Consider the following 18471-nt stretch of genomic DNA (forward strand, 5'->3'; position numbering starts at 1 on the left):
TTAATCATTAAAGATTAAACAGAGGAATTCAATTTCATAAATGAAAACCCAACTAATCAAGCGATTAGTTGGGTTTTTTAGGAGGTTATTGGCCATAAGTACCAATCCCATGTCAATTCTTACTTGACGTTTGCCTCTTAGATTACATCTCTTGTAACCCAAACAAGCCTTTATCTGCCCAAAGACAGGTTCCACATCAATCTTGCGTTGAGCGAAAATCTGTCTGTCTACCTTGGGGAGATAAAAACGCCTGACATTCTTTAGCTTTCAAGTGTTGATAACGTTCGTTGATATATAGTCCCTTTGGAGGGGCTATTTCAGGTTCATCAGCGGAATAAACCTTGATTTCCTGTTGAAAGTCCGTCTGTGTTTTCTGATGTTTGATATGGTGAAAACGATAGCATCAGCCATCAGGATGTATATAGCTATCCTCCTTGTTATCATAGTGCCAATTCGCTAAGTTTCTAGCCGACTGTTTATACCCTTTCTTCTGTTCCTGATCAAACATGGCATATTTAATCAGATGCTTCACCTCCTTTTCATCTAAACGAAGAAGGTTCTCTTCACTTCCATATCCAGCATCTGCGACAACTGTCTTTAGGTCATGTGGATAAGTTTCAAGTAAGGGCAGGAGAGTCTTTGTGTCTGTCGGATTTGAGAAGACATCATAGTGAAGCACAAATTGGTTTTCAGTAGCGATTTGAAGATTATAAGCAGCCTTGAGTTGGCCGTTTTTCATATGGTCTTCTTTCATGCGCATAAAAGTGGCATCTGTATCTGTTTTAGAAAAGCTGTTACGCCCGTCAAATGTCTCTTGATAGCTCTCATATTTTTTAGCGCGTACTGAAAAATCATCCTTGACTTTACGCAGGACTTTCTTGAGTTTACGACGTTGGATTTTACGTTCGTCCTCTCCTTTAAGGGGTGTCTCCTCAATGTCTTGGTTCAGTTTTGCCAATTCTTCTTCAAGGACTTGAGCGAATGCAAGCAACTGCTCTGAAGAAATCGGCTCTTCTTCATCCATCCTAATAGCTTGATGGATAAGGGGAGTGATTTCTTCTTGGAAATAGACCTGTATCTGTTCTTGAAGTTTTGGCGGAAAACTTGTCTGTCGCTTTCTTCCAAACAAAACTATACTTGTTGGCGTTGGCTTCAATCTTAGTCCCGTCAATAAACAGACAATCTAAGGTCACTAACTCTTCCATTTTTAAACGAAGATTGAGGTCGATGAACAGATCACGAATGAGGTCTTCCATCCCTTCAGCGACTCGAAATCGATTGATGGTGCGATAGCTGACAACCAACTTTCCTGTTAAATACTGCATAGCCAGATTTTCAATCATCATTTTTTCGACCAGAGAAAATCCCTTGTGAATAGGCAAATAGAAGAGTAGATACAAGCATTTTAGGGTGATAAGACGGGCGACCAAAGGCATGATAAAAGGCGTGGAAGTGACAATCCTCCAAGGTATTCACCACTTTTTCAATGGTAAAGAGAAGATGGTCTTGTGGCAAGAAAGAACTGATTTCTAGTGGTAAAGTTGTTTGATTTGTGTTATAGTGAATGTGCATGGGATAGCCTTTCTAAATGGTTTATTGAGCAATTCTATTTTAGCAAGACTATCGCAATCATGCAAAAAGCAACGGCAAATCCGTTGCTTTTTTGTGGCAAAGAGACTTTTGTCCCAGCCTCCTCAATTGTTTTTGGATCGTCGAGCAAGACGCAGTGGTTGAGTGGGCTCTACTACGCTGATTTCATCAGCTTTTACAGCCCTACTCAACTGTGCGGAGGCGGGACGACGAAATCGAATTCTAACGAATTACCGATTTCTGTCCCACTCTCTTTTGTCATGTTTACAAGAGGATAAGGTATAGAACTAGACCGATGAAAATATTTTTCGGCCTTTTTTTGTTTTTCCTTGACAGTTAAATTGTCAGAATTTATAATAAAAGAAGAAAGGCGATAACGGTGTTATCGAATTAAAATCATGAAAAAAGAAACAGATGAGTTAAACGAAAAAATCTTGGAAAGCGCAAGGAGTGAGTTCTTGGTTTATGGCTATCAGGATGCTTCACTGCGGAGAATTTGTCGCGCTGCTGGCTTGACGACTGGGGCTCTTTATAAGCGCTATGAGAGTAAGGACAGTCTCTTTACTGCTCTGCTTGAGCCTACTCTGACAGCCTTAGACCAGTATGGACAAGATCAGAAGCGACGTGACTATGCTTTTCTAGAAGAGGGACACCTGTCTGACATGTGGGCACATCGCTTAGAGGATCTCCAGTCCCTGATGCGGATTCTCTATAAGTATAAGGATATTATGCAGCTCTTGCTCTTTAAATCTCAGGGTTCTTCGCAAGCGGACTTCAGGATGCGTCTGCCTCATTTGGCTGCTAACGAGACTTATCGCTATTTGGAGCTGGCTTACAAAGAGGGGAAAATCAATCATTTGGTCAAACACGAGTTTCTGCGATCGTGCATGACAGCTTATTACACAGCTGTATTTGAGCCCTTGGCTCAAGACTGGCCCCAAGAGCAGGCGCTGGAATTTTGCCATTCCATCATGGACTTGTTTGACTGGGGAGGTTTGCTTGGTTTTTGATAGAAAGAAGGAAATTCTATGAAGAAAAAATCTGTTCTTGCTTGGATCTGGGACTTTGTTTCCCTTCATAAGATATATTTTGTGCTCAGTCTAATCTTTGCCTTTGCCTCTGTGATTTCAGGATTTCTGCCTTATTTCTTTATTGGCGGAATGATTAATCAGCTCTTGGCTGGCAATAAAAACTGGGATTTCTACCTGCAAGAGTCGGCTTGGGTGGCTCTGGCTTGGATTGGCTACTGGGGATTTCACGGTATTTCCACCATGCTGTCACATACGGCAACTTTTAAGATTCTAGCAGAAATGCGGCACCGCTTAACAGATAAGCTAGCAAGGTTGCCTTTAGGTATAGTGCTTAGTCAGTCATCAGGCAGCTATAAAAACATTATCGTTGAGAGGGTGGATGCGACCGAAACGACCTTGGCTCACCTAATTCCAGAGTTTACTGCTGGGATTTTTGGTCCGATTATTGTTCTCATTGCCATGCTGGTTATCGATTGGCGACTGACCTTGCTGTCTCTCCTGACTATTCCCGTCGTGGCGCTGGCATATATGCGAATGGTTGCTAATAGCGAAACTGACTATCAAAATACTCTGGTCAAGACCAAAAAACTCAATGATACAGCGGTGGAATACATCAATGGGATTGAGGTTATCAAGGTTTTTGGCAAGGAAAAATTTTCTTACGATAAGTTTGTGACGGCTGCTAGAGAAGGAGCAGATTGCTTTATTGAGTGGATGCACAAGTTCAATCTGGAGATGGGCATTGTGACTGCATTTCTGCCATCAGGCTTGCTCTTTCTGCTGCCGGCTGGCTGTTATTTCTATCTGCAAGGTAGCTTGACTGCCAGCAATTTCATTCTGATGATTATTCTTTCGCTCAGTCTTCTGACTCCTCTGATTTTAGTGGCTAGTTACATGGACGATTTACGGAAAATCGGGACTATTTTTGGCCAAGTCATTGATATTTTGGAAAAGCCTGATTTGAAAAGACCTCAGGATTTGCGAGAACTTCCAAAAGGAAGGGATCTGGTCATGACGAATGTCAGCTTTGGTTATACAAATGAAGAGGAGGTGCTACATGGAATTTCGTTAGATATTAAGACTGGTAGCATCAATGCTTTAGTTGGGCCATCTGGCTCAGGTAAGTCTACAATTGCCAAGCTTCTAGCTTCTTTCTGGGATGTCACTTCTGGCCAGATTACTTATGGTGGCTTGGACATTCGCCAGCTTCCGCTAGACTATTACAGCCGGCAGATTGCTTACGTGACCCAGGATAATTACCTCTTTGATGAGACTATTATGGAAAATATCCGGATGGGAAATCCAGCAGCTTCTGATGAAGATGTCATCGAGATTGCCCGTCGCTGTGGCTGTTATGACTTTATCATGAACTTGGAAAATGGCTTTGAGACTCAGGTAGGCTCTGGCGGTGGTCATCTATCTGGTGGGGAGCGTCAGCGGATTGCCATCGCCCGTGCCATGCTTAAGGATGCGCCGATTCTTATCTTGGATGAAGCGACTGCTTATACAGATCCGGAAAATGAAGCACGGATTCAGTCCAGTCTAGCTCGTCTGATTGAGGGACGGACCTTGATTGTCATTGCCCACAGGCTGTCTACGATTATGAGTGCAGACCAGATAGTCCTGGTCAATGATGGTCGGATTGAAGCTAGGGGTCGGCATGAAGAGTTGCTGGCAGCTAGTCCGCTTTATGCTTCCATGTGGCGGACCCATATTGCTACCAGGGATAGTGGTGAGATGGAAGGAGGGCTGACCCATGCTTAATATACTGAAGAAATTCTTTGATTTTTGTACGGCAGAGGACCGTAAGAAATTTTATCAGTCCATTTATCTGGGCATCATCAAGTCCTTTATCATCGCTCTGCGTATCCCAGCAATCGGCCTAGTTCTTATGGGACTGATTGAGAAGAATCTCTCTATGCAGACCTTCTGGCTGGCTCTAGGAATCATGCTGGTATCCACTGTGCTAAACGTTTGGATTACCCTGAAAATCACCATGCTGCAGACGGAAGCGGGCTATCACACTTGTGCTCAGAAGCGGATTGAAATTGCCGAGCACATGCGCTATCTACCCATGGGTTACTTTAATCAAAATAGCTTGGGCAAGATTACCAGTGTTACAACTAATACGCTGGAAGGACTGTCTGATGTAGCTACCAGAGTGGTTATGATGACTGTGCAGGGCTTTCTGACGACTGGTCTCATCACTATTTTGGTCTTTCTATATGATTGGCGGGTTGGTCTGGTTCTCTTGGTGGGTCTCATTCTCTTTCTCCTGCCTAATACCCTCATGCGTTGGCAAGTTGGTAAGGTTTCTGATGACAAGTATCAGGCAGATACGGACCTAGTAGCTGTTGTTTTGGAGTATAGCCAAGGGATTGCTGAAGTTAAGAACTACAATCTGGTCAACCGTTCTGCTAAGAAGCTGTCCAAGGCTATTGAAGGCAAGAGTCAGCTAGATACCAAAATGACACTCGTGACCTCACCTTACATTGCCCTCCAGGGCATAGTGACCAAGCTGACCGGTCTCTTTATGGGGCTTTTCTCTATCTATTTTTATCTCAATGGCAGTATGGAACTGCTGGTAACCATTATGATGATTGTCAGTGGTTTTATGATTTATGAAAATCTAGACGGCGTTGGCTCTTTCTCTTCTCTCCTGCGCATTGTTGATCTGTCGGTTGATATGGTCAATCAAGTCTTGGCTATCCAGCCGATGGACATCAGTGGTCAGGACATTGAACCTAAGAGCAGCCAGATTGAGCTGAGAGATGTTGGCTTCTCTTATGGAAATAAGAAAATTATTGACCAGGTTTCCCTCACCATTCCCGAAAAAACAACAACTGCCTTGGTCGGACCTTCTGGCTCTGGCAAAACAACGCTCTGCTACCTCATCGCCCGCTTCTGGGATGTGGATCAAGGCAGTATCAGTCTGGACGGACATGATGTTAGAGATTACAGCTATGACAGCCTGATTCGTAATTTCAGCTTTGTCTTCCAAAGCGTCTATCTCTTTGAGGATACCATTGCCAATAACATTCGTTTTGGGAAGCCAGAGGCCAGTCAGGAAGAAGTGATAGAGGCTGCTAAGAAAGCTGCCTGTCATGACTTTATCCTCTCACTGCCTGATGGCTATGATACCAAGATCGGTGAAGGAGGTGCTAGTCTTTCTGGAGGTGAGCGTCAGCGCATTTCCATCGCACGGGCTATTATCAAGGATGCGCCTATTATCATTCTGGATGAAGCAACAGCCAATGTTGACCCAGAAAACGAAGAAGCCCTCATGCAGGCTATTCGGGCTCTGACTCGAGATAAGACCATTATCATGATTGCCCACCGACTCAAGACGGTTGAGCATGCAGACCAGATTCTAGTGCTGGATCAAGGCCGCATTGTCGAGCAAGGAAAACATCAAGACTTACTAGCCAAACAAGGTATCTATAGTAAGTTTATCCAAGAAAGAAAAACAGCTACCAGCTGGAGGATAGATACGGAAAGTTAAAGAAATATCTTTGCTAACAGGAGATTTGCGTCGTCCCACCTCCGCACAGTTGAGTAGGGCTGTAAAAGCTGATGAAATCAGCGTAGTAGAGCCCACTCAACCACTGCGTCTTGCTCGACGATCCAAAAACAATTGAGGAGGCTGGGACAATAGTCCCTTATCTCCAAAAAAAGCAACGGTTTTGTGCCGTTGCTTTTTTGTGGCAAAGAGACTTTTGTCCCAGATCTTTTTTCTTGTGTTTTATATCGAGCTGTGATATATTCTATATAACGAAGTGCGATATATCGAACTGAATAGGAGGTGCCTATAAATGGAATTAATGGATAAGGTTCGTCGAGTTTATCTTCCGATGACGGAAACTGGCTTTTATATCTTGTTTTGTCTACAGAAGGAGAACCATGGGTATAGTATTACGCAAAAGGTCAAGGAGATGACAGATTCGCAAGTTTCGATTAGTCCTGGAACTATGTATGGTACCTTGTCAAAGATGGAAAAGGATGGTTTGATTTCCTTTGTCCGCGAAGAGGAAAAACGGAAAATCTATCAGATAACAGATTTGGGACGAAAGGTTTTGGAGATTGAATTGAAACGTATTGAGCGGCTCTACAGAAACAGTCGGGAGGAAGGTTGATGGAAAAGAAAAGTGTTTATCGACTTGTTACCATTGCGGATTATGAGAGGGAGGCGATTTTCCTAGGGAGAATGCATGCGGAGGGTTGGAAGCTTAGTAAAGTGAGTTATTCTTACTTATTAGTTGCAGTTAAGTATAGTTTTGAAAAATGTCAACCGGAGCAAGTCTCTTATCAGTTGGATTTTTATCCTATGAAAAAGTCAGAGAGAGCTTCCTATTTACAACTGTTTAAAGATTGTGGATGGGAGCATATTACAGATTTTAATGGTTTTTCCTACTTTAGAAAGTTTCTTGCTGGAATTGAGTCGGATGCAGAGTTTGAAATTTATAATGACTCGACCGGGAAGTTAGCTATGGTCAAGCGGATTTTAATAATGCGAGTGTTCCCTATTTTTCTTCTATTTTCAGCTCTGCTATTGGTTTTCTCAAAGTTACTCACTGGAAAAGGTTATTTCAGTTGGGAAGTGTGTTTGATTGTCATAATAGATTGTGTTTTATTGATCGTTTTTGTGATTCAGATTTCTTATGTTTTTTGGAGATTGTTTCAAAAGTGGAAAGAATTATCTGATAAATAAAACAATGCCTGTTTTCGAATTTGGAGGTAAGACAATGAATAGCAAAGTAAAATTTCGAATGTTTACCATTTTAGACTTTGACAAGGAAGAAGAATATTTACATGAGATGCATCTGAAAGGTTGGAGGTATAGAACGAGTCGTTTTGGTTTTTTCTATTTTGACCAATGTCAACCGGACGATGTCATTTACCGTATCTATGATTCTAGATTTCTTAAGAAGTATAAGCATGAACTGCAAGATTTTAGAAATAGCGGTTGGGAATTGATAGAAACAGGTTTTTGTTCAATTCTTCGTAAACCAACTTCTGATATACTTTCAGAGGAGAAAGTCTATATGAGTAAGGGTCTCAGATGGGAAGTTATGCGGTCTAGACTTCGTTCCTGTATAGCCACTTTTTCAGGTGGTCTTGTTGTTTGCATGAGTTTGTATCGAGAAAACTTGTCTCAGTCTTTCTTTATTATTTTCGTTTTATACACTTGTTTAATTTCTTATCTAATCTACGGCTTTTTCAGACTTAAAAGGAAATACCAAGTAGATGAGAAGTAAGTTTCTAGGTCTTCAGACTGATTTTTAGCACTCTTAACAAAAGAGTGCTAATTTTTTGAGTTTTTGTCTTGACATTCTCTTCTAAGGGTGTATAATAGAATCATGAATTAGCACTTGGGCACATAGAGTGCTAATCGATCGGACAGAGAGGAGTGATGAGATGGTTACAGAGCGTCAGCAGGATATTTTAAATCTGATTATTGACATCTTTACCAAAACGCACGAACCTGTCGGATCCAAGGCGCTACAAGAGTCTATCAATTCTAGTAGTGCTACCATTCGTAATGACATGGCGGCTCTAGAAAAGCAAGGTTTGCTTGAGAAGGCGCATACTTCAAGCGGTCGGATGCCAAGTGTTGCTGGTTTTCAGTACTATGTGAAACACTCACTGGATTTTGACCGATTGGCTGAAAATGAGGTCTATGAGATTGTCAAAGCCTTTGATCAGGAGTTCTTCAAACTGGAGGATATTCTACAAGAGGCTGCTAATGTCTTGACAGACTTGAGTGGCTGCACAGTTGTAGCGCTAGATGTTGAGCCGAGCAGGCAACGGTTGACAGCCTTTGATATCGTTGTTTTAGGGCAACATACAGCCTTGGCAGTATTCACCCTAGACGAATCCCGAACGGTTACCAGTCAGTTTCTGATTCCAAGGAACTTCTTGCAGGAAGATTTGCTGAAACTGAAGAGCATCATTCAGGAACGTTTCCTCGGTCACACAGTTCTAGATATTCACTACAAGATTCGAACGGAGATTCCGCAGATTATCCAGCGCTACTTCACAACGACGGACAATGTCATCGATCTCTTTGAACACATCTTTAAGGAAATGTTCAACGAAAACATTGTGGTGGCGGGCAAGGTCAATCTCTTGAATTTTGCCAATCTGGCAGCCTATCAGTTCTTTGACCAACCACAGAAAGTGGCTCTGGAGATTCGTGAGGGTCTGCATGGAGATCAAATGCAAAATGTCCGTGTTGCGGACAGTCAAGAGTCCTGTCTAGCAGACCTAGCGGTTATTAGTAGCAAGTTCCTCATTCCTTATCGAGGTTTTGGAATTCTAGCGATTATCGGTCCGGTCAATCTGGATTACCAGCGATTGGTCAACCAAGTCAATGTGGTCAATCGTGTTTTGACCATGAAGTTGACAGATTTTTATCGCTACCTCAGCAGTAATCATTACGAAGTAAATTAATTTTGAAATCATTAAAGGAGGCGAAAATGGCCCAAGATAAAAAAAACGAAGAAATGAAAGAAGAGGAAGTTGTGGAAACAACTGAAGAAACAACTCCTGAGAAGTCTGAGTTGGACTTGGCAAATGAACGTGCGGATGAGTTCGAAAACAAATACCTTCGTGCTCATGCGGAAATGCAAAATATCCAGCGCCGTGCCAATGAAGAACGTCAAAACTTGCAACGTTACCGTAGCCAGGACCTAGCAAAAGCAATCTTACCATCGCTCGACAACTTAGAACGTGCACTAGCAGTTGAAGGTTTGACAGATGATGTGAAAAAAGGATTGGAGATGGTGCAAGAGAGCTTGATTCACGCTTTGAAAGAAGAAGGAATCGAAGAAATCGCAGCTGACGGCGAATTTGACCATAACTATCACATGGCCATCCAAACTCTCCCAGCAGACGATGAACATCCAGCAGATACCATCGCCCAAGTCTTTCAAAAAGGCTACAAACTCCATGACCGCATTCTACGCCCAGCCATGGTGGTAGTCTATAACTAGGCAATAGAGTTTAAAAATTTTGTCCGAAATGACAATAAACTATGAAAGAAAGATAAAAAAGTAGTTCAGCTTTGCAATAGTGAGCGAAGCGAACCAAAGGCGATACTCTTCGCCGTGGCGTTATTTACGCAAACTTTAAGACCTTAGGCTCAAAGTTTAGTCAAAGAGATTGACGAAGTCAAGCTCTGACAGCGCCGCCATCTAAGAAGAGTATCAAAAAGAAAAATAGAATATAAAATTTAAGGAGAAAAACACATGTCTAAAATTATCGGTATTGACTTAGGTACAACAAACTCAGCAGTAGCAGTTCTTGAAGGAACTGAAAGCAAAATCATCGCAAATCCAGAAGGAAACCGCACAACTCCATCTGTAGTTTCATTCAAAAACGGTGAAATCATCGTTGGTGATGCCGCAAAACGTCAAGCAGTTACAAACCCAGATACAGTTATCTCTATCAAATCTAAGATGGGAACTTCTGAAAAAGTTTCTGCTAACGGAAAAGAATACACTCCACAAGAAATCTCAGCTATGATCCTTCAATACTTGAAAGGTTACGCTGAAGATTACCTTGGTGAAAAAGTAACTAAAGCTGTTATCACAGTACCTGCTTACTTCAATGATGCACAACGTCAAGCTACAAAAGACGCTGGTAAAATCGCTGGTCTTGAAGTAGAACGTATTGTCAACGAACCAACTGCAGCAGCTCTTGCTTATGGTTTGGACAAGACTGACAAAGAAGAAAAAATCTTGGTATTTGACCTTGGTGGTGGTACATTCGACGTATCTATCCTTGAATTGGGTGACGGTGTCTTCGATGTATTGGCGACTGCAGGGGATAACAAACTCGGTGGTGACGACTTTGACCAAAAAATCATCAATCACATGATTGCAGAATTCAAGAAAGAAAATGGTATTGACTTGTCTACTGACAAGATGGCTCTTCAACGTTTGAAAGATGCGGCTGAAAAAGCGAAGAAAGACCTTTCTGGTGTAACTTCAACTCAAATCAGCTTGCCATTCATCACTGCTGGTGAATCTGGACCTCTTCACTTAGAAATGACCTTGACTCGTGCGAAATTTGACGATTTGACTCGTGATCTTGTTGAACGTACAAAAGTTCCAGTTCGTCAAGCCCTTTCAGATGCAGGTTTGAGCTTGTCAGAAATCGACGAAGTTATCCTTGTCGGTGGTTCAACTCGTATCCCAGCCGTTGTAGAAGCTGTGAAAGCTGAAACTGGTAAAGAACCAAACAAATCAGTGAACCCTGATGAAGTTGTTGCTATGGGTGCGGCTATCCAAGGTGGTGTGATTACTGGCGATGTCAAAGACGTTGTCCTTCTTGACGTAACGCCATTATCACTTGGTATCGAAACAATGGGTGGTGTCTTCACAAAACTTATCGACCGCAATACAACGATTCCAACATCTAAATCACAAGTCTTCTCAACAGCAGCAGACAACCAACCAGCCGTTGATATCCACGTTCTTCAAGGTGAACGCCCAATGGCAGCAGATAACAAGACTCTTGGACGCTTCCAATTGACAGATATCCCAGCTGCACCTCGTGGAATCCCACAAATCGAAGTAACTTTCGACATCGACAAGAACGGTATCGTATCTGTTAAGGCTAAAGATCTTGGAACTCAAAAAGAACAAACAATTGTTATCCAATCAAACTCTGGTTTGACTGATGAAGAAATCGACCGCATGATGAAAGATGCAGAAGCAAATGCTGAAGCAGATAAGAAACGTAAAGAAGAAGTAGACCTTCGTAATGAAGTAGACCAAGCAATCTTCGCGACTGAAAAAACAATCAAGGAAACTGAGGGAAAAGGCTTTGATGCAGAACGTGATGCTGCCCAAGCTGCCCTTGATGAACTTAAGAAAGCCCAAGAAGATAACAACTTGGACGAAATGAAAGCAAAACTCGAAGCATTGAACGAAAAAGCTCAAGGACTTGCTGTGAAACTCTACGAACAAGCCGCAGCAGCCCAACAAGCTCAAGCAGGAGCAGAAGGCGCACAAGCAACAGGAAATGCAGGCGACGACGTTGTGGACGGAGAGTTTACGGAAAAATAAGATGCAAAGCCCGTTAAAACCTCACAGTGAAAATAGGAAATCTGACGCAGAAACTTTAGTTTCTAGAAAGATTTATCTTTTTCACCAAGAGGTTAGGGCGTGCTCGATTCGGTAAGATGTTGAGGCGTTAAGAAAACGAAAGAAAAATAGGAAGCCATCGCCTTGTGCGATGCACAAAAGATGGCTTATCTTTTTTCCGAAGTTTTTAGCCAAAACTCAGTTGAGCCATTACTAGTTTGATTTTTAAAACTCGAACTAGTAAGTATAAGAAGAAATCCAGAGGTTGCAACCCAGCCTCTGTTTTTCGATAAAAAGGGGTTGAACCTAATTTATTTGAGTTTTTCTCATTGATATAAAAGAAAGGAATTGAACCCGACCTAGATTGAGGTTTCGTTCCGTAAGACTAATAGAAAGGAATAAGGGTGTTCGTAATTGAACTCGAGCGGAAAGCTTGGAAATTAGATAAACCTCCTAAGAAATCAGGATTTCTTATCGGTTTCCTAAATTTCAGTCGCTTTCTGTTCGCTCTTAGTATCTTGTATGAACAATACTGAATTTTATGATCGTCTGGGGGTGTCAAAAAACGCTTCGGCAGACGAGATCAAAAAGGCTTATCGTAAGCTTTCGAAGAAATACCACCCAGATATCAACAAGGAGCCTGGTGCTGAGGAAAAATATAAGGAAGTTCAAGAAGCCTATGAGACTTTGAGTGACGACCAAAAACGTGCAGCCTACGACCAATATGGTGCTGCAGGTGCCAACGGTGGCTTTGGTGGTGCTGGTGGTTTTGGCGGATTTGACGGAGCAGGTGGCTTCGGTGGTTTTGAAGATATCTTCTCAAGTTTTTTCGGAGGAGGCGGAGCTTCGCGCAATCCAAACGCTCCTCGTCAAGGGGATGACCTCCAGTATCGTGTGAATTTGACTTTTGAAGAAGCCATCTTCGGAACGGAAAAAGAAGTCAAGTACAACCGTGAAGCAAGTTGTCGTACATGTAATGGATCTGGTGCTAAGCCAGGGACAAGTCCAGTAACTTGTGGACGCTGTCATGGCGCTGGTGTTATTAACGTCGATACGCAGACTCCTCTTGGTATGATGCGTCGCCAAGTAACCTGTGATGTCTGTCATGGTCGTGGAAAAGAAATCAAAGACCCATGTACAACTTGTCACGGTACAGGTCATGAAAAACAAGCTCATAGTGTACATGTGAAAATCCCTGCTGGTGTGGAAACAGGCCAACAAATCCGCCTAGCTGGTCAAGGTGAAGCTGGCTTTAACGGTGGACCTTACGGAGACTTGTATGTAGTGGTTTCTGTGGAAGCTAGTGATAAGTTTGAACGTGAAGGAACGACTATTTTCTACAATCTGAACCTCAACTTTGTCCAAGCAGCTCTTGGTGATACTGTGGAAATTCCAACCGTGCATGGAGATGTTGAATTGGTTATCCCAGAAGGAACTCAGACCGGCAAGAAATTCCGTCTACGTGGCAAGGGAGCGCCAAGCCTTCGTGGCGGTGCCGTTGGTGACCAATATGTTACAGTTAATGTCGTGACTCCGACAGGTTTGAACGACCGCCAAAAAGCTGCGCTTAAAGAATTCGCAGCTGCAGGTGACTTGAAAGTCAATCCAAAGAAAAAAGGCTTCTTTGACCACATAAAAGATGCCTTTGAAGGAGAATAAAGTAAAAAGAGCCAGCGGGCTCTTTTTTTGTATAATCTTGGGAAATTTAGTATCGAGAAATCATTCTCCAGTTAGTCTACTATTTATACTTTTGAGTGAGCAAGCCAGCTGCATCCATCTCCTGAATGAGTTGCTTGATTTCCGCTTCCTTGCCAGGCGTAATGGTAATAGTATCAATGTGTTTGATTGCCGAGTTATCTTGAATATCCACTAAGGTCAAAGCTTTTTCATAGAATGCAATTCCCTTTTTAAGACTTTCCTGATCATCCTAATTTAGAATTGTGTAAGAAAATTTTGATTTCTTTCCTTTTTCTTGGAAATACTTCTCACTTTCCTTTTCTAAAAATTGTATTAAACCGTGATTGAACAAGTTGTCTCCTACCTTATAGTATGAAATATCCCCTGCCTGTAGGACATAGACTTCCAGTCGGTTTTTGGTGAGTTTTGGACTTTCTTTTAGGACAGGGTGGCTATTGACAACCTCATCTGGGAAAGTAACATAAAAATTTAAGCCCCCTCCCTCGTATTGATAGTGTCCATCTGATTCTACTTTCTCAGGAGGCATGTCAAGAGAGATAAATATTTGTTTTAAGGATTCATTTCCTTTTTGGATGTCACTCGGTGAGGCCTTGAAAAGATTCATCAGTAGTAGAAATGCTAGAGCCGTCAGAAGGCAGAGACAGCCACAAGGGATCGCGATGACCTTCGCTAGAACTTTTAAAAACTGTTTCACTTTCATTCCCTCCCTTTTCTGTTCGAATCTAGTAACCCAAAAAGGATTTAAGGAAACTTGGAGGCTCTCTTATTCTTGTTTTTCTTCTTGGAGGACCGCCATTCTAGTTTGGAAATCCTTTTCCAAGACTTTGAATTTATAGGTTAAATCTTTTTGGTATTCCTTGATAAGGGATTTTTGTTGGTCGATGATTTGTAGGCTGTTTTGGATGATATCCAAATCATCTTTGATAGCTTCGACGCGGTCAGTTGCATCTAGCACTTCATCCTGAATGGCTTGGCGATTTTTCACGACAAAATAACTTCCAGCTGCAGCTCCTGCAAATAGCAATAGATTGGATAGTTTCATGGCAACTCCTTAGGCATTTCTAATGGTTTCAGCGACTTGGGCGAGTTTGTCAAAGTCTGGTTCGTGGGCGATAAAGTCAATCTTAAGGTCATCTTCTGCACTGTAGCGAGGTACGAGGTGCACGTGTGTATGAAAGACCGTTTGACCCGCGACTTCCTCGCAGTTGGCGATGATATTCATACCAGCAGCTTTGGTAGCTTTCATAACTTTTTGAGCTACTAGTGGCACTTGGGCAAAGAGTTGGCTGGCACTTGCTGCATCCATCTCCAAAAGATTGCGATAGTGCTCTTTTGGTACAATGAGGGTGTGTCCAGGCGTTACTTGAGAGATATCAAGAAAGGCAAGAATCTGCTCATCCTCGTATACTTTTGAAGCAGGAATCTCCCCTGCGATGATCTTACAAAAAATGCAATCTGACATAAAATCCACCTCTACTGTATTGAATTTTGATATAATATAGCTACATTATACCAGATTCGGAGAAAATATGTTAGAAATTAAAAACCTGACAGGAGGCTATGTTCACGTTCCTGTCTTGAAAGATGTGTCCTTTACAGTTGAAAGTGGGCAGTTGGTTGGTTTGATTGGTCTTAACGGTGCTGGAAAATCAACGACTATCAATGAGATTATCGGTCTTTTGACGCCTTATAGTGGGGAAATTAAGATTAATGGTTTGACCCTGCGAGAGGATGCGACCAACTACCGCAAACAGATTGGCTATATCCCAGAAACGCCTAGCTTGTATGAAGAACTGACCCTCAGAGAGCATATCGAGACGGTTGCCATGGCCTATGGTATTGAGCAAAAAGTGGCTTTTGAGCGAGTAGAATCTTTGTTAAAAATGTTCCGTCTGGACCAAAAATTGGACTGGTTCCCAGTGCATTTTTCCAAAGGGATGAAGCAGAAGGTCATGATTATCTGTGCATTTGTGGTAGATCCGAGTCTTTTCATCGTTGATGAGCCTTTTCTTGGGCTCGATCCGCTGGCGATTGCCGACTTGATTCAGCTTTTGGAAGTAGAAAAGCAAAAAGGCAAGTCCATTCTCATGAGTACCCACGTGCTGGATTCAGCGGAGAAGATGTGTGATGCCTTTGTCATCCTCCACAAGGGGGAGGTGCGAGCTCAGGGGAACCTCCAGCAACTCCGCGAAGCCTTTGACATGCCTGAAGCGAGTTTGAATGATATTTACTTGGCTCTGACCAAAGAGGAGGAGCTATGAAAGACTTGTTTTTAAAGCGAAAGCAGGCTTTTCGTAAGGAGTGTGTCGGTTATCTGCGCTATGTTCTCAATGACCACTTTGTCTTGTTCCTGCTAGTTCTTATCGGTTTTCTAGCTTACCAGTACAGCCAACTCCTGCAACATTTTCCTGAAAATCATTGGCCTATCCTCTTGTTTTTAGGGATTGTATCTGCCTTGCTTTTAGCTTGGGGAGGAATCGCAACCTACATGGAAGGGCCTGACAAGCTCTTTCTCTTAGTCAGTGAAGAGGAGGTTAAGTCCCACCTCAAAGGGCAGACAGTGCGCTCACTGGTCTTTTGGCTCTTTGTCCAAACCCTTTTCTTGCTTTTATTTGCGCCCTTATTTTTAGCCATGGGCTATGGCTTGCCTATCTTTCTTTCCTATGTGCTTTTATTAGGAGCTGGGAAATATCTCCTCTTTCGTCAAAAAGCCAGTAAATTTTTTACTGAGAACGGAATTGACTGGGACTATGTGATCGCCCAAGAAAGCAAGCGCAAGCAAGTTTTGCTTCGTTTCTTTGCTCTCTTTACTCAGGTCAAGGGCGTTTCAAATAGTGTCAAACGTCGCGCTTATCTGGATTTTATCCTAAAGACTGTTCAGAAGGTACCTGGGAAAATTTGGCAAAATCTCTATCTTCGTTCTTACTTGCGAAATGGAGACCTCTTTGCCCTCAGTCTCCGCCTCCTCTTCCTATCCTTGTTAGCTCTAGTCTTTATCGAGCAAGCTTGGATTGCGACAGCAGTGGTGGTTCTATTTAATTACCTCTTGCTCTTTCAGTTACTCGCCCTCTATCATGCCTTTGATTACCAATACTTGACCCAGCTCTTTCCATTAGAAAAAGGGGAGAAAGAGAAGGGACTACAGGAAGTTATCCGAGGATTGACAGGTTTTGTTTTATTGGTTCAGCTGATAGTTGGTTTGATTACCCTCCAAGAAAAACTAGCTCTTTTAGCCCTGCTTGGAGCTGGACTGGTCTTACAAATCTTGTATCTACCTTATCAGGTGAAACGCCAGATGCAAGACTAACATTGCTTAAACAATACAAAAAGAAGTTGAGTTCAGTCTGTCTCAGCTTCTTTTATTTTCTACAAGATAATAGTTGGTCCGTAGAGACTTAGCTTGGTTTTGACTTGGTCAAAGTGGAAACGGTCATAGGCCCGCCAAGCGGCGCGAGTAGGAGCATCTGGATTGAGAACGCTGAGACCCAGGAGAAGACTGGAAGTCTGGTAAAATTTTTCCAGCTCAATCAAGAATCGATTATCCACTGTCTCAGTTTTAGAGAGAAAGTCAAGGATATTGTTCAGCTGCTCCTGAAAGCGGACATCGTCAGCTGTTGCCTGTTTGCAGACTTGGTAGGCTTTGTTTAAGTCAGTAATCAAAGTATGAGCTCTTTTAATAGGGTCTGTATCTGTCATGAGAATGCCTCCTTTGTGATGGTTCTAAAGCTGTTTCAAGTGATTGTCTTTCTATAATCATAGCTTATCACTTTTAATTCTTTTTTTATCTTCAAATCTTTAATTGTCATTGAAATTTCCTGAATGGTTATTGCAGGATTTTATGATAAAATAATTGTAAGATTATCATAGCCATTTTGCGAATGATTCGACACTTTAGGAATTTTTGAGAACCGTTTAGGATTTGGTGAAAAATAGTTTCTAGATTTATGCTATCCTCTTTTTAGGAGGTTTTATCCATGAACTACATTATCATCCAAAAAGAGAAAGAAATTTTCAAATTAAACATGGAGGATATCTACTATATCCAAACGCATCCAAGCAAAGCCCATACCGTGCAGATTATTACAGAAAACGCTAGCTTTGATCTATTTCAAAATTTAAGCAATCTTGAGAAACAATATGGAGAAACCTTGACGAGATGTCATCGAAATTGTCTGGTTAACCTTGAACGGCTAAAATCCATGGATATCCAAAGAAAGACTCTTTTTCTTGGAGAAGAAGGTCGATATGCTGTTCAGTATGCCAGACGTCGCTATAGAGATATTCGCCAAAGATGGTTGAAACAAGGAGAGTAAGAAGATGAGAATATTTGTTTTAGAAGATGATTTCTCCCAACAAGCTAGGATTGAAACGACGATTGAGAAACTCTTGAAAGAACATCATATCATTCCCAGCTCTTTTGAAGTCTTTGGCAAGCCAGACCAACTTCTGGCAGAGATGCATGAGAAGGGAGCACATCAGCTATTCTTTTTGGACATTGAGATTCGAAATGAGGAGATGAAAGGCCTAGAAGTGGCAAGAAAGATTCGGGATCGAGATCCTTATGCCCTGATCGTCTTTGTGACGACTCACTCGGAGTTTATGCCCCTGTCCTTTCGCTACCAAGTGTCTGCTTTGGACTACATTGATAAGTCCTTGTCGGCAGAGGAGTTTGAGTCTCGTATCGAGACAGCTCTTCTCTATGCCGATAGTCAAGACAGCAAAAGCCTGGCGGAAGATTGCTTTTACTTTAAATCAAAATTTGCTCAATTCCAGTATCCTTTTAAAGAGGTTTACTATCTCGAAACGTCTCCTAGAGCCCATCGTGTTATTCTCTATACCAAGACGGATAGACTGGAATTTACGGCGAGCCTAGAGGAGGTTCTCAAGCAGGAGCCTCGTCTCTTGCAGTGTCATCGTTCTTTTCTCATCAATCCTGCAAATGTGGTGCATTTGGATAAGAGAGAAAAACTGCTTTTCTTTCCCAATGGTGGAAGTTGTCTAATCGCGCGTTATAAGGTTAGGGAAGTTTCTGAGGCTATCAATAATTTGCATTGAGCTAGGAG

At 42.2% G+C, this 18471-nt stretch carries 17 protein-coding genes and 2 pseudogenes; 14 read left to right on the forward strand and 5 right to left on the reverse strand.

Translation table 11 applies throughout. The features are described from left to right. Positions 1 to 1572: pseudogene (locus tag B7725_RS09985) on the reverse strand (IS1182 family transposase). 416 nt (positions 1573 to 1988) lie between these two features. Between B7725_RS09985 and B7725_RS03460 the strand changes: the two are divergent. From B7725_RS03460 to dnaJ, 10 genes are all read left to right on the forward strand, one after another. Next, positions 1989 to 2600 carry a TetR/AcrR family transcriptional regulator gene (locus tag B7725_RS03460; protein ID WP_000712306.1) on the forward strand — a complete coding sequence of 204 codons (612 nt, stop codon included), beginning with the start codon at positions 1989 to 1991 and terminating at the stop codon, positions 2598 to 2600. 18 nt (positions 2601 to 2618) lie between these two features. Further along, positions 2619 to 4385 carry an ABC transporter ATP-binding protein gene (locus B7725_RS03465; protein ID WP_084874581.1) on the forward strand — a complete coding sequence of 589 codons (1767 nt, stop codon included), beginning with the start codon at positions 2619 to 2621 and terminating at the stop codon, positions 4383 to 4385. Further along, positions 4378 to 6123, forward strand: a complete 1746-nt coding sequence (locus tag B7725_RS03470; RefSeq protein WP_000932116.1) for an ABC transporter ATP-binding protein — start codon at positions 4378 to 4380, stop codon at positions 6121 to 6123. The genes B7725_RS03465 and B7725_RS03470 overlap by 8 nt, the downstream gene beginning before the upstream one ends. 310 nt (positions 6124 to 6433) lie before the next feature. After that, entirely contained in the window at positions 6434 to 6754 is a 321-nt protein-coding gene (locus B7725_RS03475; protein WP_000422299.1) for a PadR family transcriptional regulator, read from the forward strand. Then, a complete protein-coding gene (locus tag B7725_RS03480) occupies positions 6754 to 7329 on the forward strand; it encodes a DUF2812 domain-containing protein (RefSeq protein WP_084874582.1) in 576 nt (191 codons plus the stop codon). The genes B7725_RS03475 and B7725_RS03480 overlap by 1 nt, the downstream gene beginning before the upstream one ends. Positions 7330 to 7363: 34 nt before the next feature. Next, on the forward strand, positions 7364 to 7876 hold the full coding sequence (locus tag B7725_RS03485) for a DUF2812 domain-containing protein (RefSeq protein WP_084874584.1): 513 nt from the start codon (positions 7364 to 7366) through the stop codon (positions 7874 to 7876). 160 nt (positions 7877 to 8036) lie between these two features. Continuing rightward, positions 8037 to 9071, forward strand: a complete 1035-nt coding sequence (hrcA, locus tag B7725_RS03490) for a heat-inducible transcriptional repressor HrcA (RefSeq protein ID WP_084874585.1) — start codon at positions 8037 to 8039, stop codon at positions 9069 to 9071. Between the two features lie 26 nt (positions 9072 to 9097). Beyond that, the gene (grpE, locus tag B7725_RS03495) at positions 9098 to 9613 is read left to right on the forward strand and encodes a nucleotide exchange factor GrpE (protein ID WP_000046057.1); all 516 of its coding nucleotides are present in this window, start codon (positions 9098 to 9100) and stop codon (positions 9611 to 9613) included. Between the two features lie 255 nt (positions 9614 to 9868). Then, a complete protein-coding gene (dnaK, locus tag B7725_RS03500; RefSeq protein WP_084874587.1) occupies positions 9869 to 11692 on the forward strand; it encodes a molecular chaperone DnaK in 1824 nt (607 codons plus the stop codon). A 540-nt stretch (positions 11693 to 12232) separates the two neighbouring features. Next, positions 12233 to 13369 (forward strand): molecular chaperone DnaJ, encoded by a 1137-nt coding sequence (gene dnaJ, locus B7725_RS03505; protein ID WP_001066316.1) that lies wholly within the window; start codon positions 12233 to 12235, stop codon positions 13367 to 13369. Positions 13370 to 13448: 79 nt separating this feature from the next. Here the strand turns inward: dnaJ and B7725_RS03510 are convergent. The 3 genes and pseudogenes from B7725_RS03510 to B7725_RS03520 all read right to left on the reverse strand — a co-directional run bounded on the left by B7725_RS03510 (position 13449) and on the right by B7725_RS03520 (position 14870). Beyond that, positions 13449 to 14108: pseudogene (locus B7725_RS03510) on the reverse strand (hypothetical protein). 63 nt (positions 14109 to 14171) lie between these two features. Beyond that, a complete protein-coding gene (locus B7725_RS03515) occupies positions 14172 to 14450 on the reverse strand; it encodes a hypothetical protein (protein ID WP_084874589.1) in 279 nt (92 codons plus the stop codon). Between the two features lie 9 nt (positions 14451 to 14459). Further along, positions 14460 to 14870, reverse strand: a complete 411-nt coding sequence (locus B7725_RS03520) for an HIT family protein (RefSeq protein ID WP_084874590.1) — start codon at positions 14868 to 14870, stop codon at positions 14460 to 14462. 67 nt (positions 14871 to 14937) lie between these two features. Between B7725_RS03520 and B7725_RS03525 the strand changes: the two genes are divergently transcribed. Continuing rightward, positions 14938 to 15669: an ABC transporter ATP-binding protein gene (locus B7725_RS03525; RefSeq protein WP_084874592.1), complete on the forward strand. Its 732-nt coding sequence runs from the start codon at positions 14938 to 14940 to the stop codon at positions 15667 to 15669. Continuing rightward, the gene (locus B7725_RS03530; protein WP_084874593.1) at positions 15666 to 16715 is read left to right on the forward strand and encodes an ABC transporter permease; all 1050 of its coding nucleotides are present in this window, start codon (positions 15666 to 15668) and stop codon (positions 16713 to 16715) included. Before B7725_RS03525 ends, B7725_RS03530 begins: the two co-directional genes overlap by 4 nt. A 59-nt stretch (positions 16716 to 16774) precedes the next feature. Here B7725_RS03530 and B7725_RS03535 read toward each other — a convergent pair whose 3' ends face one another. After that, positions 16775 to 17104: a helicase BlpT gene (locus tag B7725_RS03535; RefSeq protein WP_084874595.1), complete on the reverse strand. Its 330-nt coding sequence runs from the start codon at positions 17102 to 17104 to the stop codon at positions 16775 to 16777. Positions 17105 to 17382: 278 nt separating this feature from the next. Here B7725_RS03535 and B7725_RS03540 point away from each other — a divergent pair, with 278 nt between their 5' ends. Both B7725_RS03540 and B7725_RS03545 read left to right on the forward strand, forming a co-directional pair. After that, positions 17383 to 17721 (forward strand): LytTR family DNA-binding domain-containing protein, encoded by a 339-nt coding sequence (locus tag B7725_RS03540; protein ID WP_084874597.1) that lies wholly within the window; start codon positions 17383 to 17385, stop codon positions 17719 to 17721. 4 nt (positions 17722 to 17725) lie between these two features. Next, the gene (locus B7725_RS03545) at positions 17726 to 18463 is read left to right on the forward strand and encodes a response regulator transcription factor (RefSeq protein ID WP_084874599.1); all 738 of its coding nucleotides are present in this window, start codon (positions 17726 to 17728) and stop codon (positions 18461 to 18463) included. The last annotated feature ends 8 nt before the right edge of the window (positions 18464 to 18471 follow it).

This window comes from Streptococcus oralis subsp. tigurinus (assembly GCF_002096275.1).
Classification (GTDB): Bacteria; Bacillota; Bacilli; order Lactobacillales; family Streptococcaceae; genus Streptococcus; species Streptococcus oralis_CN.